This is a genomic window from Rhodanobacter sp. C03, from assembly GCF_002001175.1.
Lineage (GTDB): Bacteria > Pseudomonadota > Gammaproteobacteria > Xanthomonadales > Rhodanobacteraceae > Rhodanobacter.
Genome location: NZ_MUNT01000007.1, coordinates 31,233 through 54,225, shown reverse-complemented (window position 1 = coordinate 54,225; position 22,993 = coordinate 31,233). Strand labels below are relative to the sequence as shown.

Here is a 22,993-nt window from a genome sequence, read left to right as displayed (position 1 = left end):
TAGCGGATCACCACCGATGGCCGAGCGCGAGTTCGACAACTACCTTGCCCGCTCCGGCGCCACGCTCGAAGGCTCGCGCTATACCGCCTATCTCGCGGTGACCCCGCGCAAGAGTGGCTTTCCGATGTACTTCGCGATCTGCGAAAACCGCAGCTTCCGCGACAAGGGCATCGCCGAAACCGCCGCCGCCAAGGCGCTGGCCGACATGCTGGGGCTGGAAGACGACGGCACACCGATTTTCCCGGACGACTACACCGGCTTCGATGACGACAAGCCGACCAACGAGCCGGAATAATCCTGCACCCGGCGCCTGTCGAGCGCGCCGGGCCGCGTCAACTCACAGCGTCAGCAGCACCTTGCCGATTGCCTCGCGGCTTTCCAGATAGGCGTGTGCCTGCGCGCCGTCGCTGAGCGGGAAACGCGCGGCGATATTTGGCTGCAGCTGGCCGGCGCGGATCTGCGCGAACAACGCGACCGCCCGCTCGCGCCGGATCGACGCGCTGGTCAGTACGTTCCACAAGTCGCCACCGGTCAGCGTCAGCGAGCGATCCATCAGCAGGCGCGGATCGACCGGATCGGGATCGCCCGCTGCCATCCCGTAGAACACCACGGTGCCGCCGATGCGCGCTGCGGCGAGGCTGTCGCCGAGGGTGCGCCCGACCGAATCGTAGACCACGTCAGCGCCACGGCCCGCGCTCAGTTGCTGTGTCTGCGCGAGCAACTCGTCGTAACCACACGCGGCATCCGCGCCGGCCGCCAGCACGGCCGCGCGCTTCGTCGCGCTGGAGGCCACGCCCAGCACGCTCGCGCCCAGCGCCTTCAGCATCTGCACCAGCAGCTGGCCCACGCCGCCGGCCGCCGCGTGCACCACCGCCACATCGCCGCGCCGCACGCGATAGCTGTCGGTCACCAGATATTGCGCGGTCAGACCCTGCAGCAAGGTCGCCGCGGCGGTATCGAACGTGATGTCATCCGGCAGCGGGATCAGCTTGTCGAGATCCACCGCGACCAGCTCGGCATTCGCATGCGGCATGTCGGCAAAGCCGACGCGCGTGCCCACCGGAAACAACGCATCGCCCGCAGCCGGCTGCTCGATCAAGCCCGCGCCCTCGTAGCCGAGGATCCAAGGCGCCGTGCCGCTCAGGTGATAGTTGCCGTTGCGTCGGTAGACGTCGGCGAAATTCAGCCCGACGCTCTTCATCCGTACCAGCGCCTGACCGGGAGCCGGCACCGGATCGGGCTGCTCGGCCCAGTGCAGGACGTCGGGACCACCGAAGTGATCGAAGATCAAGGCGAACATGGGCGATACTCCGACGCGGAAGGGATTGGCCATTGTCCACCGCCGGGCAGGAAATCGCATGCCGGTTATGCCATCCACACGGTTCCGCCGCGACCGGCTAGACCGCCGTCAGGAACCGGCCCAGTGTGCTGTTGAAAGCCGCCGCCGATTCCAGGTTGCAGATATGGCGACCATCGACTTCGGCGTAGCTGCCCATGACCACGCCAGCGGCAATCCAACGCAGATCGGCCGGCGTCGTAACCGGGTCATCGTGACCGGCAAGCGCCATGGTCGGCACGCCGATGCGATCGAGTTCGCCCCGGAAATCGGCATCGATCAAGGCCGCGCAGCAGCCGGCGTAACCCTCGACCGAGGTCCGCTGCAGGCGCCCCAGGATGTCGGTCACGACAGTGGGTTCCGCCGCTGCGAACGCCGGCGTGAACCAGCGTGATACGGTGCCTTCCGCGATCGATGCCATGCCGTGTTCGCGCACCTGGTCGATGCGTGCACGCCAGCCCTCCGCGCTGCCGATCTTCGCCGCGGTGCTGCACAGCGCCAGCCGATCCAGTCGCTGCGGTACGTGCAGCGCCAGCCACTGGCCGACCAGGCCACCAATCGACAGTCCGCAGAAGTGGGTTCGCTCGATGCCGAGCGCATCGAGCAGGCCGAGCACGTCGCGGCCTAGCATCTCGATCGAATACGGACCCGCCGGGATAGCCGAGCAGCCATGCCCGCGACGGTCGTAGCGCAGGATATGAAAACGCTCGCCCAGGACTGCGATCTGTCGATCCCACATCGTCAGGTCAGTGCCGAGCGAGTTGCAGAACAGTAGCCACGGTGCATCGGCGCGACCATCGATGCGGTAGTGCAGGCGCACGCCATTGACGGTGACGAAACTGGGTGCCGGTTCCATCACGACGCTTACACCCGCTCGATGGCGAGAGCGATGCCCTGCCCCACGCCGATGCACATCGTCGCCAAGCCGCGCTTGCCACCGCTGGCTTCCAGTTGGCGCAGCAGGGTCAGCGCCAGACGCGCGCCGCTCATGCCGAGCGGATGGCCGAGCGCGATCGCGCCGCCGTTGGCGTTGACGTGGGCGGCATCGTCGGCGAGCCCGAGCTGGCGCAGGCAGGCGAGGCCCTGCGCCGCGAACGCCTCATTGAGCTCGATCGCGTCGAAGTCGTGGATGGTCAGGCCGAGTCGCGCCAGCAACTTCTGCGTGGCCGGTACCGGGCCGATGCCCATCACGCCGGGCAGCACGCCGGCGGTGGCCATGCCCAGCACCCGCGCACGCGGGGTCAGGCCGTGGCGCTGCGCCGCGGCGGCCGAGGCCAGCAGCAGCGCTGCCGCACCATCGTTGATGCCCGAGGCATTGCCGGCGGTGACCGTGCCCGGATGGCCGAACAACGGCTTGAGTCTGGCCAGCCCGTCGAGACTGCTATCGGCGCGCGGGTGTTCGTCCACGCTGACCTGCACGGTTTCGCCACGCTTGCGGCCCGGCACCTGGACGGCGATCCGTTCACCATCGAAAAAACCGGCGGCTTGCGCGGTGGCATAACGCTGCTGGCTGCGCAGCGCGAACGCATCCTGGTCCTCGCGCGAGATGCCGTACTGCGCGGCCACGTTTTCGGCGGTCTGGCCCATCGACTCGACGCCATACAGCGCCTCCAGCGCCGGATTGACGAAGCGCCAGCCCATCGTGGTGTCCTCGATGACCTGATTGCGGGCAAACGGTGAGGCCGCTTTGCCCATCACGAACGGCGCGCGCGACATCGACTCGACGCCACCGGCGATCGCCAGCTCCAGCTCACCGGCACGAATGCCGCGCGCCGCGCTGCCCACCGCGTCCAAGCCGGAGCCGCACAGGCGGTTGAGGGTCATGCCTGGCACGTCGGTTGGCAGGCCGGCCAGCAGCAGGCTCATGCGCGCGACGTTGCGGTTGTCTTCACCGGCCTGGTTGGCGCAGCCGAGGAATACGTCGTCGATCTGCTTGGCATCCAGCCCAGGGTTGCGCGCCAGCAGCGCCTTCAGCGGCACCGCGCCGAGGTCGTCGGCGCGGATGCCGGCGAGCGCGCCGCCGTAGCGGCCGATCGGTGTGCGGATGCCATCGACAATGAATACCTCACTCATGATTCACTCCCTTCCTGCTTGCCGTGGGCGGCATCGGTGCGGGCCTGCAGCGCGCGCAGCGTCTCCAGTTCGGCGACTTGTGGCATCGGGGTTTCAACCACGTTGGCGGCGAACTTGATCGGCCAGCCGGTGGCCTCGGTGATCTGTTCGCGGCTGATACCCGGATGGATCGACACCACGGTCAGCTCGCGCGTTACCGGGTCCGGTTCCATCACGCACAGGTCGGTGACCACGACCTGCGGGCCTTTGCCGGGCAGGCCGGCGCGCTGGCGCGCTTCGCCGCCGTCCATGTGGCCGACGCTGGTGACGAAGTCGAGCTTGTCGTCGAAGGCGCGCTTCGACTGACGCATGATGATGAACACCTCCTTGGCCGAACCGGCGATTTCCGGCGCGCCGCCGGCGCCGGGCAGGCGCGTCTTCGGGGCGTCGTAGGGACCGATCACGGTGGTGTTGAGGTTGGCGAAACGATCGATCTGCGCCGCGCCGAGAAAGCCCACGTCCACGCGTCCGCCCTGTAGCCAGTAGCGGAAGATTTCCGGGGTGGAGACCACGGTGTCGGCGGTCTCGGCCAGCTCGCCATCGCCGATCGACAACGGCAGCACGGTCGGCTTGGCACCGATCGGGCCGGATTCGTAGATCAGTACCACGTTCGGCGCGCTGGTCAGCCGCGCCAGGTTGGCCGCGGTGGACGGCAGGCCGATGCCGACGAAGCACACCGCACCATCGGGCAGGCGGCGGGCAGCGGCAACGGTCATCATTTCATTGGTTGTGTAAATGCTCACGCGCTCATCTCCTGCTGGCTTTCGGCATGGACACGCAGGAAACCCTCGAAGTCTTCGGTGTCCAGGATGTGGCGCTGGATCCAGGCGGTGAACGCCTCGCGGTTGCGCGCGATCGCGTCCCACGCCAGGTAGAAACGGTTGTCGCGCTCGTAGTAGCCGTGCGCATAAGACGGCGTGGCACCGCGCGGCACGTGGCATACCGCACTGACCACCCACTTGGGCAAAATGCAGGCGTTGGCGGGAGCGTCCAGCTTGTCGACGATTTCCTCGACCGTGACGATCACCTTCTTCGCCGCCAGCGCGGCCTCCTTCTGCACGCCGAGGATGCCCCACAGCAACACGTTGCCCTGACGGTCGGCCTGCTGGGCGTGGATCACGGTGATGTCGGGTCGTACCGCCGGCGTGGTGGCCAGCTTCTCGCCGGTGTACGGGCAATCGATGAAGCGGATGCTGTCGTTGACCTTGGGCAGATCCGAGCCAATGTAGCCGCGCAGCACCGCGAACGGCAGCCCGGAGGCGCCGGCGACATAGGCGTTGGCCATGTCGGCGTGGCTGTGCTCGCGGATCGCGAGCTTGTGCGGCCAGCCCTTCTCGACCGCATCGCGCAGGCGGTGCAGCGAGCCGACGCCAGGATTGCCGCCCCAGGAAAAGCGCAGCGACGTCGCGCAGCCGGCGCCGATCAGCTGGTCGTAGATCAGGTCCGGGGTCATCCGCACCAGCGCGAGGTCGCGCTTGCCCTGACGGATCACTTCATGACCGGCCGCATGCGGAATCAGGTGAGTGAAGCCTTCCATCGCCACGGTGTCGCCATCGTGGATCAGGCCGGAGACGGCTTCTCGCAGTGAACAGATATCAGCCATGGGTAACCTTCATGTCGCTAAGTGGGGGCCGGCTTGCGCTCAACCCTGGTCGCCGCCGCCAACGGGCAGCACGGTTCCGGTGATGTAGGAAGACTCGTCCGAGGCCAGGAACAGGATCGCCGCGGCTTGCTCGGCCAAAGTGCCGTAGCGTTTCATCAGCGTGGTGTCGGTGGTCTGCTCGACGATGGCCTGGTACCACTGCGCTTCCTGCGCGGTGGGTGGCTCGTGGTTGCGCGGCATCTTGCGCGGCGGCGCCTCGGTGCCGCCCGGAGCGACCGCATTGACGCGCACACCGCGGGTGCCGCACTCGAACGCCAGCGAAGCGGTAAGCGCATTGACGCCACCCTTGGCCGCGGCATATGGCACGCGATGAATGCTGCGGGTAGCGATGGAGGACACGTTGACGATCGCGCCGGCGCCCTGCTCCAGCATCTGCGGCAGCGCGGCGCGGCAGCACCACAGGGTGGGAAACAGCGAACGGCGAATTTCTGCCTCGATCTGCTCCGGACCGTAATGCTCGAACGGACGTGCCCAGATGGTGCCACCGACGTTGTTGACCAGCACGTCGATGCGGCCGTAACGGGCGATGGCCAACTCCATCACCGCCTGCGCGCCGGCCCAGGTTTCCAGGTCGGCGTGGATGCCTGCGCCGTCGGCGCCGAGCGCGCGGACCTCGGCGACCACCTCGTCGAGGAAGTCGGCGCGGTCGGCCAGCACCAGCCGCCCGCCCTCGCGGGCGATGTCCAGCGCCACTTCGCGGCCGATGCCCTGGGCCGCGCCGGTGACCACCACCGACTTGCCGGTGAAGCGGTCAGCGCGGGCCATCACGCGACCTCCTTCAGTCCGGCCGTGCTCGGGGTGAACTTCTCGTAGTGAAAGCTGGCCGGGGTGACGCCGAGTTCACCGAGGTGGCGACGCACCGCGTCGACCATCGGCGGCGGCCCGCACAGGTATACATCGACCTCGCCGCCATGCAGCGCGTCGGCCGGCAGGTGATGGGTGACGAAGCCCTTGCGTGCATGCGTGGATGCCTCGGCCGCCACGATCGTGGCGAACGCGAAGTTCGGCAGGCGCTGCGCATAGGCTTGCAGCTGTTCCACCAGCACCAGGTCTTCGTCGCGGGTGACCGCGTACAGCAGTTGCACCGGTTGCGTGCTGCCCTGCGTCGCCAATACTTCGAGCATCGACAGGAACGGCGCCAGCCCGGTGCCACCGGCGAGCAGCAGCAACGGCCGCTTCACCTCGCGCAGATAGAAGCTGCCCAGTGGGCCGGTCAACGACAGGGTTTGGCCAATGGCCGCCTCGGTCAGGTAACCGGTCATCAAACCACCGGGCACCTGCTTGATCAGGAACGACAGCCGGCGCGCGCCCGGCGCCGAACTGAAGGAGTACGAACGCGTCTGTTCGCTGCCGGGCACGGCGATGTTGACGTACTGGCCCGGCAGGAACACCGGCGCCTCGGCGCCTTCGTCGACCTCGAACTCCACTTCCAGCGCCGCGTCCTGATGCGGAGTGATTCGCACCAGCGTGGCATCGAACTGCGATGTTCCGGTCTTGCACGCGGTCGACGGCAGCGGCACGGCAATCACGCAGTCCGTCGACGGCACCATCTGGCAGGTCAGCACCAGGCCTTCGGCGGCCTCGTCTTCCGTCAGCGCGTCCTCGATGTAGTCGTCGCCGAGGTCGTAGCTGCCCTGCTCGGCGCGGCACTTGCACGTGCCGCAGACGCCATCGGAACAGTCCATCGGCAGGTTGATGCGCTGCCGGTACGCGGCATCCAGCACGGTCTCGCTGTCGCGGCACTCGATGAAACGGGTGACGCCGTCCTCGAAACTCAGGGCGATGCGATGGCTCATGGGGTTACCTCGCAGATGCGGAAAGCGGCCAGCTCAAATTCGGCATGATCAGATGTGATAAACATCGATCACCTGGTGGATGTAGTCGTTCTTCAGCACCACCTTCTTGCGCGCGATCACGGGTACGTCGCCGCTGGTATCGAGCGTGTAGAACGAGGTGCCGAAATAACTGTCGGTGGTCTTGTAGCGGTGGCTGAGCGTGTGCCAGTTGAAGCGCAGCTCGATGCGGTCGTCGGCCTGCGACAACACCTCGATGTTGCTGATGTTGTGGCTGGTGCGCGGCTCCGGCAGGCTCGCGCTGGAGCGCTCGGTCTTGATCCGGAACACGCGGTCTTCCAGGCCCTCGCGATTGGGGTAGTAGATCAGCGAGATCTCGGTCTGCGGGTTTTCGACCAGGCTGTCGTCGTCATCCCAGGCCGGCATCCAGAACTCCGCCCTGGGCGAATAGCACGGCAGCCAGGCATCGAAATCACGGTCGTCCAGCAGGCGCGCCTCGCGGTACAGGAACGCGGCGATCTGCTCATGCGTCAGGCTCATGCCGGCACCTCCGCATCACCCTGTTCCGTGGCCAACGCACGCGCTATCACCTGCGCCCAGTAGCCGTGCTGCTTCAGGTACAAGCCTTCATCCTCGGGATGGATGCCGCTGATCAGCGGGCTCATGCCCATGGCCTTGGCGTTGTCGTCGGCGCCGTCGATCCAGTGACCGCCGGCACCGCGGCTGAGGTCGTTCCACGGCGCCGCGATGCCCTGGTAGCCCTGCTGGCAGGAACGGAACTCTTCCAGGTCATCGGGCGTGCCCATGCCGCTGACGTTGAAGAAATCCTCGTACTGGCGGATGCGCAGTGCGCGCATCTCCGCACTCTCGCCCTTGGGCGCGAAGCAGTAGATGGTGACCTCGGTCTTGTCGATCGCGATCGGGCGTACCACGCGGATCTGCGTCGAGAACTGGTCCATCAGGTAGACGTTCGGATACACGCACAGGTTGCGCGTCTGGTTGACGATGAAGTCGGCGTTGTCCTGCCCCAGCTTCTGCGCCAGCGCCTCGCGGTGTGCATACACCGGTCGTACTTCCGGATTGAGCAGCTTGGTCCACAGCAGCATGTGGCCATGTTCGAAGCCGTACACGCCGCCGACCGCTTTCGACCAGCTGTTGGCGTCCACGGCCTGGGTGCCGCCGTCCTCGTAATTGCGGCGACCCATCGTGGCCGCGTAGTTCCAGTGCACCGAACTGACGTGGTAGCCGTCGGCGCCGTTCTCGATCTGCAGCTTCCAGTTGCCGTCGTAGGTGTAGCTGGAACTGCCACGCAGAACCTCGATGCCGTCGAGCGCCTGATCCACGATCTGGTCGATGATCACCCGCGTCTCGCCCAGGTGCTCTTCCAGTGACAGCACGTCGGCGTTGAGGCTGCCGAACAGGAAACCGCGGTACGAGGCGAACTTCGCCACCTTCTTCAGGTCGTGCGAGCCGTCGGTGTTGAAACCCGGCGGATAGGCGCCGGTCTTGGCGTCCTTGGCCTTGAGCAGCTTGCCGTTGTTGCTGAAGGTCCAGCCATGGAACGGGCAGGTGAAGCTGCCCTTGTTGCCACGGTGGCGCCGGCACAACATCGCGCCGCGGTGCGCACAAGCATTGATCAGCGCGTGCAGCTCGCCGTGCTTGTCGCGGGTGATCACCACTGGCTGGCGACCGATCCAGGTGCTGAAATAATCGTTGGGCTCGGGGATCTGGCTTTCATGCGCCAGGTAGATCCAGTTGCCCTCGAAGATATGCTGCATCTCCAGTTCGAAGATCTCCGGATCGGTGAAGACGTTGCGGCGAACCCGATAGATGCCCGCTTCCGCGTCTTCTACCAAAGCTGATTGCAACGTCTCGATGGTGGGCTTGGTCATGGCTTGAACTCGTCTCTGTCCGCCCGGTCGCAGGCGACCGGCGCGATAAGGGTTGGACCTGCCGTTGCTGCCGCTGGAATCAGGCCGCCGCGCGCTGGCGCTGAACGATCTGCTCGGCCACCACGTCGGTGAGATGGGTCAGCGTGAAATCGAACGCGATGTCGGCATACGGTGCATCCAGGCCGCGGGCCTTGATCGCTTCCGGCGCGGTGATCTGCGCGACCGCCGGAATCAGGTCGTCGCGGGTAGCGAACGCGAAATCGTCGTGCAGGTACGCGTCACCGTCGATATTGATCTGGGTGGTGAGGTGCCGATGCTGATCGGCGGAAACGAAGAAGTGGATATGCGCCGGACGCTGGCCGTGACGGCCGATCGTGTCCAGCAGCGCCTGGGTCGGGCCATTCGGCGGGCAGCCATAACCGCTGGGTACCGTACTGCGGAACTCGTAGCGACCCTGCGCATCGGTGCGGATGCGACGACGCAGGTTGAATGCGCTTTGCGATGAATCGAAGTGGGAGTACATGCCCTTGCTGTTGGCATGCCACACATCGACGATGGCACCGGCCAGCGGCTTGCCGGCAACGTCGCGCACGGTGCCATGCATGATCAGAACCTCACCCTCGTCGGCATCGGCGTCGAGGCGGGCGACGCCATCGGAGATCGGCGCACCGGCCACGTACAGCGGACCCTCGATCGTGCGCGGCGTGCCGCCATCGATGCCGGCGGCGACATCGGCGGCGTCCATGCGGATATCGAGATAGCGCTCGAAGCCGAGGCCGGCGGCAAGCAGGCCCGCCTCACCGGAGGCACCGAGCTGGTTGAAGTAGTTCACCGCGCTCCAGAACTCGTCCGGAGTGATGTCGAGATCCTCGATCGCCTGGAACACGTCGCTCATCACACGATGCACGATCTGCTTGGCGCGGGCACTACCCTTCGCGGACTTCAGGCCGCTGGCAACTTGCAGGAAATCCTGGACCTCGGAGGTTTGGACGGTCTTGACGTTCATGATGTCGGCTCTCTCTCGTTCGTCGATAACTGGATGGCGGTCTGTGTACTGGGGATTCAGCGGTCGTCGTCGTGCAGCGACGACGGATGCCGGCACAGCGGCATCACGGTGATCTCCATGTAGGGGAACAGCGGCAGCGACAGCAGCAGGTCATGCAGTTCGCTGCCGCTGGCCACGTCGAACACGCTGACGTTCGAGTACTGCCCGACGATGCGCCAGATGTGACGCCACTGGCCGCTGCGTTGCAGCTGCTGGAAACGCGTTTTCTCGTCAGCCTTCAACTTCATCGCGGTTTCGGCGGGTACGTCGTGCGGGATACACACGTCCATGCGGACATGAAAAAGCATGATCAGACTCCTGTGGTAACGGCACCGGCGGGCACGCTGACAAGGCGGTGCGCGGCGTCGCGACGAAAGAACTGCAGGCGGTCCTCGTCCAGCGTGACGCCGAGACCGGGACCGGTGGGAACGGTGAGCTGGAAGTCGCTGTAGACCAGCGGCTCAACCAGAATCTCCTCGGTCAGCAGCAGCGGCCCGAACAATTCGGTACCCCACTGCAACTTCGGAAAGGTGCTGAATACATGTGCCGCCGATGCCGTGCCGATCGAGCCCTCCAGCATCGTGCCGCCGTACAGCTCGATGCCGGCAGCATCGGCGATCGTGCCGACGCGTTGTGCCGCGAACAGACCGCCGGCCTGCTCGGTCTTCACCGCGAACACGTCGACCGCGCGTGCACTGGCCAACTGGAAGGCGGTCTCGGGATCCTGCACCGACTCGTCGGCCATCACCGCAATCGGAAAGCGCCGGGTCAGCCGTGCCAGCGAGGCCGCATGGGCCGTCGGCTGTTCGACCAGATCGCAACCGACGTCGGCCAGTGCCGGCAGGCCGTGTACCGCGTCGGTCTCGCTCCAGGCCATGTTGACGTCGACACGCACGCTGGCGCGATCGCCGACGGCGCGCTTGATCGCCGCCACGTGTGCGACATCGTCGCGCACCGCACGCATGCCGATCTTCAGCTTGAACACGTTGTGGCGACGCCCGGCCAGCATCTGCTCGGCCTCGGCGATGTCGCGGGCGGTGTCGCCCGAGGCCAGGGTCCAGGCCACCGGCAGGCGATCGCGCATCCGGCCACCGAAGAATTCGGACAGCGGCAAACCTACCCGCTTGCCCTGCGCATCCAGCAGTGCCGTTTCCACCGCGCACTTGGCGAAGTGGTTGCCCTTCACCAGCTTGCCGAGCTTCGCCATGAGGGCGCGCACGCGGGTCGGATCGCCGTCCTTCAGCAGCGGCGCCATGTAGGTGTCGATGGTGAGCTTGATGCCCTCGGGGCTTTCCGGCCCGTACGACATGCCGCCGATGGTGGTGCCTTCGCCGATGCCGACGATGCTGTCGGAAGACCACAGCCGCACGATCATCAGGGTCTGTGCATGCATCGTCGCCACCGACATGCGGTGCGGACGGATGGTCGGGATATCCAGCAGCAGGGTCTCCACGCGCTCGATGCGCGGTGCCTGATTCGGAACGTGTGTGTGGGTGATGTCCATGGGCCGATTCTTCGTGCAATCGGCGTACGCAGTCCAAGACCGTTGCAGTCTCGCTTGATACCTATGCGGTATAGTCCGGGCGCAAGCCTTGGTTTTCATGACTTGGCTGCTCTGCAACATACCCTGGATAGCCATTCGCAGCAGGCATCTCCGTGGACCTCCGCCAACTCCGTTACTTCGTCGCCGTGGCGCGCGAGCGCAATTTCACCCGCGCGGCCGAACTGCTGCACATTGCGCAGCCACCGCTGAGCCGACAGATCCAGCAGTTGGAAGAAGACATCGGCGTACAACTGCTGGTGCGCACCAGTCGTCCGCTCAAACTCACCGACGCCGGGCGCTACTTCTACGAGCAAGCGCTGCAGATCCTCGGCCGCATCGAACAGACCAAGCTGGCAACGCGGCGCCTGGGCAAATCCGAGCGCAGCGTGCTGTCGATCGGCTTCGTGTCCTCCACCCTCTACGGCGGCTTGCCGCTGGTCGTGCGGCGGCTGCGCCAGCACTATCCGGAGCTGGACGTGCAGCTGGTGGAACTGCTCTCCGCGCAACAGACCGAGGCATTGAAGAACCGCCGCATCGATGTCGGCTTCGGCCGCATCCGCGTGCCGGACCCGGCGGTGGAACGCGTGATCATGCGCGAGGAGCGATTGATGCTGGCGATACCTTGCAGCCACCCGCTGTTCGAAGGCGAAGGCCCGGTACCGATCGACGCGCTCGCGCAGCAAAACCTGATCGTCTATCCGAAGGAACCTCGCCCCAGCTTCGCCGACTCCGTGCTGTCGCTGCTCGCCGACCGCGGCGTGCGCCCGGCCGAAGTGCAGGAGGTGCGCGAGCTGCAGACCGCACTGGGACTGGTCGCCGCCGAAGTCGGCCTGTGCGTGGTACCGGCCTCGGCCCAGGCACTGCGCCACGACATCCACTACCGCGACATCGACGACGAAGACGCGATCTCGCCACTGATCATGATCTATCGGGTCAACGATCCATCCGAATACATCGACACGATCAAGGAAATCATCCGCGAGATGTACGAAGTCAATCCGGAGTGGTTGCACGACTCCAGGATCACGTTTCCCGGCACCAAATCACCTCAGTAAGCAGTGAACGCGCAGCGCGAGATTCAAGCCGCCCGCTCACGCAACTGCGCCACCGCTGCGGGAATGGCCGATGGCGTCTCCACCGTGATCACATGCGGGTTGTCGTCGCCGAGACCATGCTCCAACTCATGCGCCCAAGTCACGTGATAGGGCATGTGGATGCCCCAGCCACCCAGGCGCACCACCGGCTCGATATCCGAGCGCAGCGAATTGCCGACCATGGCGAACTGCGCCGGCTGCAGCTTGAACTCGGCCAACACGCGCCGGTAGGTGTCGGCGTTCTTCTCCGACACGATCTCGATGCGGCGGAACAGCTCGGCCAGGCCTGATTGCGCGACCTTCTTTTCCTGATGGAACAGGTCACCCTTGGTGATCAACACCACCGCGTGATGCATCGCCACCGCCTCGACCGCCTCGCGGATGCCCGGCAGCAATTCCACCGGATGCTGCAGCACGTCCTTGCCCAGCTCGATCAACCGATGGATATCACTCGCCGTTATACGGCCATCGGTGACCGTGATTGCAGTCTCCACCATCGACAGCGCCATGCCCTTGGCACCGTAGCCGAACAGCCTGAGGTTGCGCTGCTCGGTTACCAGCATGCTGTCGTGCACCTGCTGGTCGGCCAGGTCCACGTAACGCCCGACGATCGTGGCGAACTCCTCGTTCGCCTGCCGGTAATAGCCCTCGCTGTGCCACAGCGTGTCGTCGCCATCGAAACCGATCAGTTGCAGCATGGGATTCCATCCAGCTCTTGTGCTCGTCGCAGACGGCGCTGTGCCGTCCCCCACCTGCCAGCGCCGCTCAGCTCACTTCGCTGCCCAGCCGCAGGTTGATGCCCAGCGTAGTGGCCAGCTCGCGCAGCGGCTCGCCGTCGCGGGTCAACGTCATCCAGCCGGCATAGGTGTCGCCGTCGGTTTCCCACGCCCACAGCGTGTAGCCGAACTCGGCCAGGCGGTCGTAGGCGATCGAGAACAGCTCGGCCGCATCCAGGTCGTCGAAGAACTCGTCGTCGTCCGGGTCGCCGTTCCAGTCCACCGACAGGTTCCAGCGCGAGGACAGTTCGTCGATCGCCTGCACCAGAGAGCGCAGGTCATGCGTGCCCACGATGAAACCGGAGCGCCAGTCGATCACCCGGCCGATCACCTCGATCGGTTCGACCTCGTCGGCATCGACCTCGGCCACCGCCTCGCGGTAGTCGTTGAACTGCAGCAGCGCAGTTTCCTCGTCGCCGGGATTGATCAGCAGCAGCAGCTGCCAGACCTTCGCCTCGACCGAGTCTTCATCGACATCGTCGAATTCGCGCTCGGCATCATGGTCGTCGTCGAATGAATTCATGGGTGGATCACGGACAGGCAGGAGTCGCATGGTGGCGCGTCCGCCGCCGTGGGGGAAGCGCCAGCCATCACGCGCCCACCCGTCGCCGTACCGCCGCCATGTCGCGGACCGGGCGGATCTCGATCGCACCGGTGCGCGACCACGGAAACTCCGAAGCGATCCGCACCGCCTCGTCCATGCTGTCGGCCTCGATCAGGTTGAATCCGCCGAGGTATTCCTTGGTCTCGGCGAACGGGCCGTCGACCACGCTGACGCGGTCGTTGCGTACACGCAGCGTCCGCGCCGTGGCTGGCGCCTCCAGCTGCTGCGCGTCGTGCAGATGGCCTTGCGCCTGCAATTCGTCGGCATGCATGAAGCAGCCGTGCATCATCGTGTCGAACTCGCCGTCCGGCAACGCGTCCAGCAAGGTGTCGTCGCAATAGATCATCACCAGGTATTTCATGGCGTCCTCGACAGGGAGAAGGTGGATAAAGCCATGGGAAGGAGTGCGGAGGATGGATAATGCCGCCATCCCGCCACGCTGACCACCATGAACGATACCTCCAGCGCGTTCTCCTGCCACCCGATCGCCTTCGTGCGCTCGCCGTATGCGCGGCGCATCGACGCGCCACACCAGCCCACCGTGGTGGAAGGCACCGAGACCGGCGCGGTGGCCGAGGCCATCATCGAGTTCACGGCGGACTTTCCAGCCATCGCTTTTCGCGATCTGGCCGGCTTCGAACGCATCTGGCTGGTGTTCGTGTTCCATCGCAGCGAAGGCTGGAAGGCCGAAGTGCGGCCGCCGCGCGGTGGCGGCAAACGCAGCGTGCTGGCAACCCGCTCGCCGCATCGGCCGAACGCGATCGGCCTGTCCGCGGTCGAACTGGTCGGCGTGGAGGAACATGCACTACGCGTGCGCGGCATGGACCTGCTCGACGGCACCCCGATCCTCGACATCAAGCCGTACGTGCCCTACGCCGATGCCTTTCCCGATGCACGCGCCGGCTGGATCGATGGCATCGATGCAACCCTGGGACGGCACTCCGCGCCGGGGCCGCGCAAGCCGCGCGGCACACCAGCAAAGTGAGCGCGCGCTCGTTATCGCCTCAGAGCCGGCCTCACAGCCGGCCGAGCAGAAAAAGCACCAGCAGGATGACCAGGATCAGGCCGATGCCACCGCTCGGCCCGTAACCCCACGAACGGGAATGCTGCCAGGTCGGCAGGCCGCCGACGAGCGCCAGGACAAGCACGACAATCAGGATGGTGATCAACATGGGCACGTTCTCCGTTGGATGTTGTGCCGCAGTGGCAAACATGGAGTGCATCGTGCCTGCTGGACTCGTCTAGACCGTGTGATGAGCGAAAGACGGCATCCGCGCAGCGCGATCCCAGTCCCTGAGACAGCCGGCCGCTAACTTGTGCTGGCCGCCGCGGAATCCTCCGCTGACGGCGCCCGATGCACTGGCAGTGGTCGGTTCAAACCCTTTGCCGCGTCAGGCGCATGCCCGACGCGGCTTTTTTGTGGCAGCCTGCCCATCGCGCGATCAAGCCCTGTTCACGCCGGGGATGATTGAATCGGCGATTGGAGGAGGCCTCACCATGAAAATCTGCCTGCTGCTGTTCCCGCTCGCCCTCACCGCCTGCATGGCCGTACCGGCATCGACTACTCGCGCGACGACGCCCACTGCGAATAGCTCGAATGCACAGGTGTCGCCCGACACTCTCGCCCGCTATGACTGGCAACTGCACGATGCCGTGGACAGCAGCGGCAAGCGCCTCGATGCGCTGTTTGGCCTGCCGGACAAACCGCTGCAGCTCGACTTTGCCGAGGGCCGGATCCACGTGCAGAACGCTTGCAACGGTATCGGCGGCAGCTACCTGATCGTCGACGGCCATCTTCAGGTCGCGCCGATGATGCATACCATGATGGCCTGCCACGACCAGACGCTGATGCAGCGCCAGAGCGTCATCACCACCGTGCTGCGCAGCAAGCCGATGCTGACCCTGTCGATGACTGGCAATACACCACAGCTCACGCTGGTCGCCGACGACGGCCATCTGCTCACATTCAGCGGTGTAGTCACCGCGGAGACGCGCTACGGCAACGCCGGCGAAACCGTGTTCCTGGAAGTCGAACCGGGCACGATACCTTGCCAGCACCCGCTGATTCCGAACCAGACCTGCCTGCGGGTGCGCGAAATTCACTACGACGCGCACGGCCTGCGCAGCGGCCAGCCCGGCCCATGGCAACCCTTGCAGCAGACCATCGAAGGCTATGTCCAGCAACCGGACACCCGCAACGTGCTGCGGGTGAAACGTTACACGATGAAGCAACCGCCGGCCGATGCACCGTCCACTGCTTACGTACTCGACATGGTGGTCGAAACCGAAATGGTCAAAGCCTCAAATTCGAACGCTGGAAACGTCGCGCCAACACATCCATGACTCGTTGAGGTCGCCAAGGCTGCGCGCGCCAGCCCATGCGCCATTCATGGGCACGCACCGCCGTTGAGCGCACTGTCGCTATCGCAGCCCAGGCTTTTGCCGAGCGGAATCAGCTGGCCGCCAATCGGCCCGACGCAGCGAATCTCGAGCTCGCTGCCACTGGTCGTCGTGACATGCACACCGGCCCGACGCTTGCCGCTCTCGGTGTAGTCAAACACCGCATAGTCGGCATTCAGATGGCTGAACGTGACTTCAGCACGACCGGTCTGGAAACGGCTGTAATGCGCATAGCGCAACAGTTCCGCACCCTTCGATGCCTGCTCCGGAAACTGCAGATCCATCCGCGCCGCTGTGCCATAGCGATACTGCAGGCTCGCCGGCAAGTGGCCGCACAGACTGATTGTCTTGTGTCGCGACGTTTCACAGCTGAAATACGTCGTCTCCGGCGCATGGCATAGCGTACCTGCGAAGGAAGGCGCCGCGGCATGAGCCCATGCCGCCAGCAACGGCAACATCGGCAGCAACCCAAGCTGACGTTTCATGATGCGCAAAGTATCTGGCCCTCCACCTTGGTAGTGAACCCGTGAGATCCGTCAATAATTCGGCTGGATCACCCTCGCTCCCTTTGGCGCTTCAGCGCGACGCCCCCAGCAAGCCCACTCGATAGCCGGCCGCCTGCAGCTTCCTGGTCGCCTTGGCGTTCAGCACCAGCAGCACGACCAGGCTCACCAGCGGCACGCACATCAGCACCATCAGGATGATTCGCGATCCCATCGAAAACCCAAGGCCTGAACAAAGACGATAGGTGCCGACCAGCCCCATGAGCAGCGCACCCAATGCAACCAGCAGACCCAGCGGGCCCAACATGGCCCGTATGGCAGCGGCGGCGAAATAGGCGAGGATCGCGTAGATGATCAACTTCTGCGCGCTGGCGACCTGTTCGATGCCAGCCTCGTCCATCATCGGTGCCGACACGTCGGCTTTCGGCGCCTCGTACGGATTGTAGGTATTCATTCCCTTCCCCCTGTGTGATTTACGATACGCCCACCACGCAAAAGCAGCGCAGCGCCGATTATTACCCGCGGCTGCCGATGAGTGTCCATGACTGCGTTAACGGCTTGAGCCGTGACTCGTCCCAACCCGTCGATAACGCCAGCACAAGGTAACTTTCTCCACGCCATGACGAAGAAAGAGTACCGACACCCAGCTTTGATTCGCCTGCCCGATGTGTCGACCGGAGCACGATCACCATGATGACCCGTCCATTGTTGAAACTCCTGCTCGGGGCACTGTCGCTGCTGGCCTGCTGTGAACTGGGCTACGCGCAGGAACTGCCAACGACCGCCCCACTCGTGGTGGTCGAACTGTTCCAGAGTCAGGGCTGCTCGTCGTGCCCGCCGGCCGAGGCCAATCTCAATGCCATCGCGGGACAGCCGGGCATTCTCGCGTTGTCCTACGGCGTCACCTACTGGGACAGCATCGGCTGGAAAGATACGTTCGCCAAACAGGCGTATACGGAACGGCAATGGGCGTATGCACGGCATCACAGGCACGGCAACGTGTGGACGCCGCAGGTTTACGTGAACGGTCACAGCGATCTGGTCGGCTCCGATCGTGCGCAACTCGACCAGGTCATCGCCGATGCAACAACCGCGCAGGGGCCGCCATTGTCCTGGGAGCATGGCCAGCTCGTTGTAGGCGCGGGAAAACCGGCTGCCGACTGTGACGTGTGGCTGGTGCGTTACGACCCGCGCACGATCAACGTGGCCATCGGCGGCGGCGAGAACGGTGGCCGCACGCTGCCACACCGCAATGTGGTGCGCGAACTGGTGCATCTGGGCAACTGGGATGGCAGCCCGCATTCGTTCGCCGTGCCGCCCTCCTCGTTCAGGGGTCTTTCGACAGCGGCGCTGGTTCAGATCAAGGCCGGCGGCGATATCCTCAGCGCGTCGCGGGATTCCGCTGCCCTCTGAAGTTGCTCGTTGCACCTGATGCGCCACCGCCATCGTGCGATGGTTTATTCCTGCATGATGCCTAGGCCAGCGTCGGCGCAGCCGTCATACTGCCGGGTTGCCATCCAGTGACAGCGTGACCCATGCACATCGGTATCGATTTCGGCACCAGTTACTCGGCCGCCGCGGCCATCATCGAGGGCGAGCTGTGTCTGGTGCGTTTCGGCGACGCCGAGCAGTTCCGCACGGCGGTGTATTTCCCCGAGCTGGTGCCGGACCCCAATGACTTTGCCCTGACTCCCGCGCTGGAAGCGCAACTGGAGACCCAGCTGCGGCTGGCCAGAATCCAGCAGCGCCAGCAGGCCACGGCCGCCGCCGCGCGCGGTCAGGCACCGGCATCACGCAGTGAAGATGAGCTGCGCCGCGAAGCGCTGCGCGTGGTGCGGCGGCAGTGGTTGGAGGAACAGACCCGCGCCGCCAGCGCCTCGGTCGCCAGCTTCCAGCACGCGCTGTTCGGCGAGGAAGCGGTGGAAGGCTATCTGGAAAGTGGCGGCGGCAACCTGATCGAGTCGCCCAAGTCGATGTTCGGCTACCGGCTCGACCCGCAGGTGCGCAAGGTCATCGTGCATATCGCCACGCATATCCTCGAACACATCCGCCTCAGCGCCAGCCGCCAGTTCGGCGTGCCGGTGCGTGGCGCGGTGATCGGACGGCCGGTGGAATTCCGCAGCTCGATGGGTGCGCAGGGATCGGCTCAGGCGATCGAGATCCTGCGCGAGGCGGCCGCAGTGGCTGGTTTCGATCACGTGTCGTTTCTGGAAGAGCCGGCCGCCGCCGCGATGCACTACCACCAGAGCCTGCAACAGCGGCAGTACGCGCTGATCGTCGACATCGGTGGCGGCACCACCGACGTGGCGCACGCCCAGCTCGGTGGCGGCGAAGCCGCGCGGATCGCGCGCAGCTGGGGCCTGCCCAAGGGCGGCACCGACCTCGACGTGAGCGTCAGCCTGCACAGCTTCATGCCGCAGCTGGGCAAAGATCAGATCAGCATGCCCGCGCACCGATTCGTGGATGCCGCCAGCGTGCACAACCTGCCCAAGCAGCGCGAGTTCCGCCAGCAGAACTATCGCCTCATCGACGAACCGTACGGCGCACGCCTGCGCGCCCTGCAGGAACCCGGCGCCACTACCCGCCTCAACCAGGCGGCCGAGCGCAGCAAGATCACCCTGAGCACCTCGTCGCGCCATCGCACCGAACTGGATTTCATCGAGCATGGCTTGGCGGTCGAACTCGACAGCGAGGACTTCCACAGCGCCATCGCCTCGTTTCTCGGCCAGTTGGAACGCACCCTGGCAACCGTGCGCAACGACCTCGACGAACTCCCCGCCAGCGTCTTCCTCACCGGCGGCACCTCGCGCTCACCGCAGGTCAAGGCGCGCGTGCAGGCCTGCTTCCCGGAGATCCCGCTGGTGCAAGGCGATCCGTCGCTGGGCGTGGTGTCCGGGTTGGCCGTGGCGGCATACGAGGCCGCCCGTTAGTGCCACTGGACTTTCGAGCGCGCTTATCCCAGGCGCAAAGTGGCGTGGCGTAACCGCCACCCGATCTCATCCAGTCAAGGGCGGCATCACTGCCGCCCTTGACTGGATGATCTATACAGCTGCCTCTTTCAAGGTTAAACCGATCAGCGCAAAAGGGATTTGAACCGTGGATCGGTAACCGTCTTCTTGATGAGGTCCTGCACCGCTGGGCCCAATGCCTGGGCAGTCTGGTTGCAGGCGGTAATCGCGTCGAACCCGCTCTTGAAGTCGTACTTGTTCTCTACAGACATCGATTGGCCATTGGCCGAACTCAGCGTCAAAGCCAAATCCCACCAGCCATTTGTCAGCCCGGCCGAGGATGAGAAGGCTATCTTGTCCAGACGGCCGGTAAGCTTGGCGCCGCCATCCCCATAGACCCCTGCAAACTTGAACTCATCATTGAAAGCTTTGTTGACGAACTGAGGAATCGTCTGGCCATCAGACGCCTGGATCGGCCCCATCATTCGACAACTTGAGTCGTACTTCTCGGGTGCTCCGATGGAAACGATGTCCATCGTCGAACCTTGATAACTCTTCAAAGCCATATTGTTGTCGACGGATACGGAGTACCGCGCCGGTGTCATAGTCGAACAACCGGATACAGCAAGGATGACGCCCAAGAGGGCGATCGGTGTTTTCTTCACAATACTTCCCCTGTCATTGAACTTGGCCCGAGTTTCCGGGATTTCGACCGTAACGGTGATTCGCAGAAGATGCCCTCAATCTTGGTCATCTCACGCACGCTGTTTGGGTGCAGCGTGTATGCAATGGATACCGGCCAAGGTATGCCTCACGCCTCGCCCCCGCCCCGGACAGCAACGCGATATTTGCATGACTGTCGGCGCAAAAGCGATGCCTCGCCGAGCGAAACATCTTGCGAAATGAGCGTCGTAGAAGTGGGTTTCGATCGCGGCTCGGACCCTGTTATGCAGGCTTTAACAGCCTTGATCTATCGGGGGTATTGCGCGATCTAGCCAGGTTGCTTGTTGGGTCGATGGCCATAACTGAGGACTCGCGTGATCTGCCACTGGTCGCCCTGATGGCGCCATACGATGACAAAGTCGGCCATGCCTTCGCAGTCGCCCGTCTTGAACTGGCAGAAGCGATGCACGCCCTGCTCGATGGCGCCGAAATCCTTGATCGGGTAAACCTTCAGGGTGCCGGGGATCAGCTCCCGGCGAAAGTGATTGCATACATTCTTTTTCGTGTTCGCGATCATCGCGTCCCGCGTCCAGGTCACGCCTCCCTGGTCATGATAGAACTCGACATCCGGTGCGAAATAGCTCGCGTGCCGTTCGAGCTGGCCCGGTTCACTGCAATGGTTGAATGCGTCGAAGACGGCGGCATCGAGCGCCGAAATCTTATCGAACAGCGAGTCCACGGGCGGCGTGTTGGTGGACGGCGGGGAAGCTGCTACGGAAGCGCCCCACGCCATGAGCGCGGAAACCATCACGATCGACGCGGCAAGCTTGTACATGCACATGGTCTCCGGGGTCAGCTGGTTGATTTCGGGCGATGCAGCTACTCAGCCCGGTCATTTTGAACGAAGGGTCGCCGTCTTGTTCTGCACATGGGCCCGGCAATTCCGTCAGGCGGGATCTGTCCATGTCGACTCGATATCGACTTTCACTGCGTCATCCACGGCCGCCGTGGGTATGCCGAGCATCCCATGGACGCAGCCGTGCCGCATGCCGGCGTAATCACCGTTATGGCGAAAGGTCGCCGTCCAGCTGACGCGGCCGGCGCTCGCCGGCTGGTGGTCCCCTTCGTAGGTGAACCCATTGCTGGTCTTGCCGGAGACGTTGCTCATGGCCGAAGCCTCTTGGCGTGATCGGGTTGCAAGCATAGGCCTTTGTCGGAGCGACAACGCCTGCCTGCGAGACAGCAAGCTGATTCCGACATCACTCGGCAACCGCGTTCACCAATCGTCTTTCTCGATGAACCGATAAACCGAGCGCAACTTTCGAAGCGTCAGTGGGATCGGCCAGGATCGTGAGCGACTCGCTCCGGTCAACTTCGGCTCGAGCAACGTGCCCGTATCCGACCAGGACTTGAGATGACCGAGCCCGAACATATCGGTCGTCTGGCCGATAGCCTGCTCGATACCCTCATCAAGACCGGGCGATCCAACTGAAAAGCGCCCGCTGCGGCACTTTGCGGCGGGCGCTGGACGAACGAAGCAGCTAGCTGAAAACTATTGAGTCAGCATCGTCGCATTCGGTGCGCCGGGTGTGGTGCTGTTGAACTGACGATTGTTGAGTGCGGATGCCACAATGCCACCACCCGCGCCAATGCCCACCGTGTTGTTGAACATGTCGACGTTGGAGAGATTCACCTGGCCACCGGACTCGGCCTCAATGGCGATGCCGTTGCCGGAGAAAATGCTGTTCTCCAGGCCAATCGAGCCCACGGTGGCTTGCGCACCGTAACCGAGGTTGTTCTGGATGGTTGAATGGGTGGCGTCGATATGGCCACGCAGTGTCTGCAGCGCAATGCGCGTTCCCTGAACAGTGACGTTTTTCAAGAGCGCCGAGACCGGCCCAGGGCCGCTGGTTGCAGTAATGACGACGCCTTTGTCACCACCGACGATCGTCGAGTCCTGCACCAGCACATAACCGCTGGAAGCAAGGCTGACCTCGATGTTGTTGTGGATGAATCCCTGGAACGTGCAGTGATCGATGACCACATTGCCGGCACCGAGGATCTGCACACCATCCACGCCCGTTCCAACGCCCCTGAACGCGATACCGCGCAGGACGACCGTATCAGTGGCTCCGGCATTGATGGTTATGCCGTTGGTGCCGGAGACCAGCACACCAGCCATTTGCCCACCACCATCGATCGTGATGGCCTTCGTGATAGTCAGTGCACCAAAGCCACCCGGGTCGAGCACGTCGATTTCGCCCTGGGTTGCGGTCTTTGATATGGCTCCGGCGAATGTCTTGCATGGTGCAGTGCGGCTACATGGGTTCGCGTCATCACCTACGCCAGACACCCAGGTTCGTGTTGCTTGCGCGTGCGCGGACGTGATGAATGCGAACGACAGAACGCCGACGGCAAGCATTAGCTTCAATAACCGTTTCATGTTGTCACCCCTTTGAGTCGAACAGCTGTATTGTCCCGCGCCATTTCTGACAGCCAGCGAGACACCCCAATACGTCCCCTGTACCCGCATTGTTACTCCAGATGCATGTCAAGAATACGGCAATACACCAGTCGACAGTGCGGAGCATTGGAGGTCCAGTGCTGACCGCCGAATCCGG

28 protein-coding genes are annotated in these 22,993 nt (G+C 64.3%); 6 read left to right on the top strand and 22 right to left on the bottom strand.

Annotated features, from left to right (window positions below; translation table 11 throughout):
* The first annotated feature begins 16 nt into the window (after window positions 1-16).
* Entirely contained in the window at window positions 17-295 is a 279-nt protein-coding gene (locus B0E48_RS12510) for a hypothetical protein (RefSeq protein WP_077518489.1), read from the top strand.
* A gap of 42 nt (window positions 296-337) precedes the next feature.
* Here the strand turns inward: B0E48_RS12510 and B0E48_RS12505 are convergent, their stop codons facing one another.
* The 12 genes from B0E48_RS12505 to B0E48_RS12450 all read right to left on the bottom strand — a co-directional run bounded on the left by B0E48_RS12505 (window position 338) and on the right by B0E48_RS12450 (window position 11,345).
* Window positions 338-1,300: a quinone oxidoreductase gene (locus tag B0E48_RS12505; RefSeq protein WP_077518488.1), complete on the bottom strand. Its 963-nt coding sequence runs from the start codon at window positions 1,298-1,300 to the stop codon at window positions 338-340.
* Window positions 1,301-1,397: 97 nt separating this feature from the next.
* Window positions 1,398-2,192 (bottom strand): 3-oxoadipate enol-lactonase, encoded by a 795-nt coding sequence (gene pcaD / locus B0E48_RS12500; RefSeq protein WP_077518487.1) that lies wholly within the window; start codon window positions 2,190-2,192, stop codon window positions 1,398-1,400.
* Between the two features lie 8 nt (window positions 2,193-2,200).
* Window positions 2,201-3,409 (bottom strand): 3-oxoadipyl-CoA thiolase, encoded by a 1,209-nt coding sequence (gene pcaF, locus B0E48_RS12495; protein ID WP_077518486.1) that lies wholly within the window; start codon window positions 3,407-3,409, stop codon window positions 2,201-2,203.
* Window positions 3,406-4,191, bottom strand: a complete 786-nt coding sequence (locus B0E48_RS12490; protein WP_077518485.1) for a CoA-transferase subunit beta — start codon at window positions 4,189-4,191, stop codon at window positions 3,406-3,408. Before B0E48_RS12490 ends, pcaF begins: the two co-directional genes overlap by 4 nt.
* The gene (locus tag B0E48_RS12485; RefSeq protein WP_077518484.1) at window positions 4,188-5,051 is read right to left on the bottom strand and encodes a CoA-transferase; all 864 of its coding nucleotides are present in this window, start codon (window positions 5,049-5,051) and stop codon (window positions 4,188-4,190) included. Before B0E48_RS12485 ends, B0E48_RS12490 begins: the two co-directional genes overlap by 4 nt.
* 39 nt (window positions 5,052-5,090) lie before the next feature.
* Window positions 5,091-5,876, bottom strand: a complete 786-nt coding sequence (locus B0E48_RS12480; protein WP_077518483.1) for a 1,6-dihydroxycyclohexa-2,4-diene-1-carboxylate dehydrogenase — start codon at window positions 5,874-5,876, stop codon at window positions 5,091-5,093.
* Window positions 5,876-6,907: a benzoate 1,2-dioxygenase electron transfer component BenC gene (gene benC, locus B0E48_RS12475; protein ID WP_077518482.1), complete on the bottom strand. Its 1,032-nt coding sequence runs from the start codon at window positions 6,905-6,907 to the stop codon at window positions 5,876-5,878. The genes B0E48_RS12480 and benC overlap by 1 nt, the downstream gene beginning before the upstream one ends.
* Before the next feature lie 48 nt (window positions 6,908-6,955).
* Window positions 6,956-7,444: a benzoate 1,2-dioxygenase small subunit gene (benB, locus tag B0E48_RS12470; RefSeq protein ID WP_077518481.1), complete on the bottom strand. Its 489-nt coding sequence runs from the start codon at window positions 7,442-7,444 to the stop codon at window positions 6,956-6,958.
* A complete protein-coding gene (locus B0E48_RS12465; protein WP_077518480.1) occupies window positions 7,441-8,796 on the bottom strand; it encodes a Rieske 2Fe-2S domain-containing protein in 1,356 nt (451 codons plus the stop codon). Before B0E48_RS12465 ends, benB begins: the two co-directional genes overlap by 4 nt.
* Before the next feature lie 79 nt (window positions 8,797-8,875).
* Window positions 8,876-9,802: a catechol 1,2-dioxygenase gene (gene catA, locus B0E48_RS12460; protein WP_077518479.1), complete on the bottom strand. Its 927-nt coding sequence runs from the start codon at window positions 9,800-9,802 to the stop codon at window positions 8,876-8,878.
* 56 nt (window positions 9,803-9,858) lie between these two features.
* Window positions 9,859-10,149: a muconolactone Delta-isomerase gene (gene catC, locus B0E48_RS12455; RefSeq protein WP_077518478.1), complete on the bottom strand. Its 291-nt coding sequence runs from the start codon at window positions 10,147-10,149 to the stop codon at window positions 9,859-9,861.
* A 2-nt stretch (window positions 10,150-10,151) separates the two neighbouring features.
* A complete protein-coding gene (locus tag B0E48_RS12450; RefSeq protein ID WP_077518477.1) occupies window positions 10,152-11,345 on the bottom strand; it encodes a muconate/chloromuconate family cycloisomerase in 1,194 nt (397 codons plus the stop codon).
* 152 nt (window positions 11,346-11,497) lie between these two features.
* Here B0E48_RS12450 and B0E48_RS12445 point away from each other — a divergent pair, with 152 nt between their 5' ends.
* Window positions 11,498-12,439 carry a LysR family transcriptional regulator gene (locus B0E48_RS12445; RefSeq protein ID WP_077518476.1) on the top strand — a complete coding sequence of 314 codons (942 nt, stop codon included), beginning with the start codon at window positions 11,498-11,500 and terminating at the stop codon, window positions 12,437-12,439.
* Between the two features lie 23 nt (window positions 12,440-12,462).
* On the opposite strand, the gene B0E48_RS12440 is transcribed toward B0E48_RS12445, so the two are convergent.
* The 3 genes from B0E48_RS12440 to B0E48_RS12430 all read right to left on the bottom strand — a co-directional run bounded on the left by B0E48_RS12440 (window position 12,463) and on the right by B0E48_RS12430 (window position 14,219).
* Complete coding sequence (locus tag B0E48_RS12440; protein WP_077518475.1) at window positions 12,463-13,176, bottom strand: HAD family hydrolase; 714 nt, start codon at window positions 13,174-13,176, stop codon at window positions 12,463-12,465.
* 67 nt (window positions 13,177-13,243) lie between these two features.
* A complete protein-coding gene (locus tag B0E48_RS12435; protein ID WP_077518474.1) occupies window positions 13,244-13,777 on the bottom strand; it encodes a hypothetical protein in 534 nt (177 codons plus the stop codon).
* 67 nt (window positions 13,778-13,844) lie between these two features.
* Window positions 13,845-14,219: a YciI family protein gene (locus B0E48_RS12430; RefSeq protein WP_077518473.1), complete on the bottom strand. Its 375-nt coding sequence runs from the start codon at window positions 14,217-14,219 to the stop codon at window positions 13,845-13,847.
* A gap of 87 nt (window positions 14,220-14,306) precedes the next feature.
* Between B0E48_RS12430 and tsaA the strand changes: the two genes are divergently transcribed.
* Complete coding sequence (tsaA, locus tag B0E48_RS12425) at window positions 14,307-14,843, top strand: tRNA (N6-threonylcarbamoyladenosine(37)-N6)-methyltransferase TrmO (protein ID WP_139350280.1); 537 nt, start codon at window positions 14,307-14,309, stop codon at window positions 14,841-14,843.
* A 31-nt stretch (window positions 14,844-14,874) separates the two neighbouring features.
* On the opposite strand, the gene B0E48_RS12420 is transcribed toward tsaA, so the two are convergent.
* Window positions 14,875-15,027 carry a DUF3309 family protein gene (locus B0E48_RS12420; RefSeq protein WP_217318051.1) on the bottom strand — a complete coding sequence of 51 codons (153 nt, stop codon included), beginning with the start codon at window positions 15,025-15,027 and terminating at the stop codon, window positions 14,875-14,877.
* 328 nt (window positions 15,028-15,355) lie between these two features.
* On the opposite strand from B0E48_RS12420, the gene B0E48_RS12415 reads away from it, so the two are divergent.
* Window positions 15,356-16,201, top strand: a complete 846-nt coding sequence (locus B0E48_RS12415; protein ID WP_077518470.1) for a DUF4377 domain-containing protein — start codon at window positions 15,356-15,358, stop codon at window positions 16,199-16,201.
* Between the two features lie 44 nt (window positions 16,202-16,245).
* On the opposite strand, the gene B0E48_RS12410 is transcribed toward B0E48_RS12415, so the two are convergent.
* Both B0E48_RS12410 and B0E48_RS12405 read right to left on the bottom strand, forming a co-directional pair.
* Window positions 16,246-16,743 (bottom strand): hypothetical protein, encoded by a 498-nt coding sequence (locus B0E48_RS12410; RefSeq protein ID WP_139350279.1) that lies wholly within the window; start codon window positions 16,741-16,743, stop codon window positions 16,246-16,248.
* A gap of 91 nt (window positions 16,744-16,834) precedes the next feature.
* The gene (locus B0E48_RS12405) at window positions 16,835-17,215 is read right to left on the bottom strand and encodes a hypothetical protein (RefSeq protein WP_077518468.1); all 381 of its coding nucleotides are present in this window, start codon (window positions 17,213-17,215) and stop codon (window positions 16,835-16,837) included.
* Window positions 17,216-17,451: 236 nt separating this feature from the next.
* Between B0E48_RS12405 and B0E48_RS12400 the strand changes: the two genes are divergently transcribed.
* Together B0E48_RS12400 and B0E48_RS12395 are read left to right on the top strand one after the other, a co-directional pair.
* Complete coding sequence (locus B0E48_RS12400; RefSeq protein ID WP_217318026.1) at window positions 17,452-18,174, top strand: DUF1223 domain-containing protein; 723 nt, start codon at window positions 17,452-17,454, stop codon at window positions 18,172-18,174.
* A gap of 122 nt (window positions 18,175-18,296) precedes the next feature.
* A complete protein-coding gene (locus tag B0E48_RS12395) occupies window positions 18,297-19,691 on the top strand; it encodes an Hsp70 family protein (protein ID WP_077518467.1) in 1,395 nt (464 codons plus the stop codon).
* A 143-nt stretch (window positions 19,692-19,834) separates the two neighbouring features.
* On the opposite strand, the gene B0E48_RS12390 is transcribed toward B0E48_RS12395, so the two are convergent.
* The 4 genes from B0E48_RS12390 to B0E48_RS17850 form a co-directional block, all read right to left on the bottom strand.
* Entirely contained in the window at window positions 19,835-20,374 is a 540-nt protein-coding gene (locus B0E48_RS12390) for a hypothetical protein (protein ID WP_217318024.1), read from the bottom strand.
* A gap of 326 nt (window positions 20,375-20,700) precedes the next feature.
* The gene (locus tag B0E48_RS12385) at window positions 20,701-21,207 is read right to left on the bottom strand and encodes a nuclear transport factor 2 family protein (protein WP_077518465.1); all 507 of its coding nucleotides are present in this window, start codon (window positions 21,205-21,207) and stop codon (window positions 20,701-20,703) included.
* 111 nt (window positions 21,208-21,318) lie between these two features.
* Window positions 21,319-21,540, bottom strand: a complete 222-nt coding sequence (locus B0E48_RS12380) for a TonB-dependent receptor (RefSeq protein WP_077518464.1) — start codon at window positions 21,538-21,540, stop codon at window positions 21,319-21,321.
* A gap of 384 nt (window positions 21,541-21,924) precedes the next feature.
* Window positions 21,925-22,815 carry a hypothetical protein gene (locus B0E48_RS17850; RefSeq protein ID WP_174566742.1) on the bottom strand — a complete coding sequence of 297 codons (891 nt, stop codon included), beginning with the start codon at window positions 22,813-22,815 and terminating at the stop codon, window positions 21,925-21,927.
* Window positions 22,816-22,993 lie beyond the last annotated feature (178 nt).

Coding starts and splice junctions, on each gene's coding strand:
- pcaF (WP_077518486.1), bottom strand. CDS start 3,409: ATGAGTGAGGTATTCATTGTCGATGGCATCCGCACACCGATCGGCCGC.
- B0E48_RS12385 (WP_077518465.1), bottom strand. CDS start 21,207: ATGTACAAGCTTGCCGCGTCGATCGTGATGGTTTCCGCGCTCATGGCG.
- B0E48_RS12510 (WP_077518489.1), top strand. CDS start 17: ATGGCCGAGCGCGAGTTCGACAACTACCTTGCCCGCTCCGGCGCCACG.
- B0E48_RS12380 (WP_077518464.1), bottom strand. CDS start 21,540: ATGAGCAACGTCTCCGGCAAGACCAGCAATGGGTTCACCTACGAAGGG.
- pcaD (WP_077518487.1), bottom strand. CDS start 2,192: ATGGAACCGGCACCCAGTTTCGTCACCGTCAATGGCGTGCGCCTGCAC.
- B0E48_RS12400 (WP_217318026.1), top strand. CDS start 17,452: ATGATGACCCGTCCATTGTTGAAACTCCTGCTCGGGGCACTGTCGCTG.
- B0E48_RS12430 (WP_077518473.1), bottom strand. CDS start 14,219: ATGAAATACCTGGTGATGATCTATTGCGACGACACCTTGCTGGACGCG.
- B0E48_RS12395 (WP_077518467.1), top strand. CDS start 18,297: ATGCACATCGGTATCGATTTCGGCACCAGTTACTCGGCCGCCGCGGCC.
- benB (WP_077518481.1), bottom strand. CDS start 7,444: ATGAGCCTGACGCATGAGCAGATCGCCGCGTTCCTGTACCGCGAGGCG.
- B0E48_RS17850 (WP_174566742.1), bottom strand. CDS start 22,815: ATGAAACGGTTATTGAAGCTAATGCTTGCCGTCGGCGTTCTGTCGTTC.
- benC (WP_077518482.1), bottom strand. CDS start 6,907: ATGAGCCATCGCATCGCCCTGAGTTTCGAGGACGGCGTCACCCGTTTC.
- B0E48_RS12465 (WP_077518480.1), bottom strand. CDS start 8,796: ATGACCAAGCCCACCATCGAGACGTTGCAATCAGCTTTGGTAGAAGAC.
- tsaA (WP_139350280.1), top strand. CDS start 14,307: ATGAACGATACCTCCAGCGCGTTCTCCTGCCACCCGATCGCCTTCGTG.
- B0E48_RS12440 (WP_077518475.1), bottom strand. CDS start 13,176: ATGCTGCAACTGATCGGTTTCGATGGCGACGACACGCTGTGGCACAGC.
- B0E48_RS12505 (WP_077518488.1), bottom strand. CDS start 1,300: ATGTTCGCCTTGATCTTCGATCACTTCGGTGGTCCCGACGTCCTGCAC.
- B0E48_RS12485 (WP_077518484.1), bottom strand. CDS start 5,051: ATGGCTGATATCTGTTCACTGCGAGAAGCCGTCTCCGGCCTGATCCAC.
- B0E48_RS12410 (WP_139350279.1), bottom strand. CDS start 16,743: ATGAAACGTCAGCTTGGGTTGCTGCCGATGTTGCCGTTGCTGGCGGCA.
- B0E48_RS12405 (WP_077518468.1), bottom strand. CDS start 17,215: ATGAATACCTACAATCCGTACGAGGCGCCGAAAGCCGACGTGTCGGCA.
- B0E48_RS12415 (WP_077518470.1), top strand. CDS start 15,356: ATGAAAATCTGCCTGCTGCTGTTCCCGCTCGCCCTCACCGCCTGCATG.
- B0E48_RS12450 (WP_077518477.1), bottom strand. CDS start 11,345: ATGGACATCACCCACACACACGTTCCGAATCAGGCACCGCGCATCGAG.
- B0E48_RS12435 (WP_077518474.1), bottom strand. CDS start 13,777: ATGAATTCATTCGACGACGACCATGATGCCGAGCGCGAATTCGACGAT.
- B0E48_RS12480 (WP_077518483.1), bottom strand. CDS start 5,876: ATGGCCCGCGCTGACCGCTTCACCGGCAAGTCGGTGGTGGTCACCGGC.
- catA (WP_077518479.1), bottom strand. CDS start 9,802: ATGAACGTCAAGACCGTCCAAACCTCCGAGGTCCAGGATTTCCTGCAA.
- catC (WP_077518478.1), bottom strand. CDS start 10,149: ATGCTTTTTCATGTCCGCATGGACGTGTGTATCCCGCACGACGTACCC.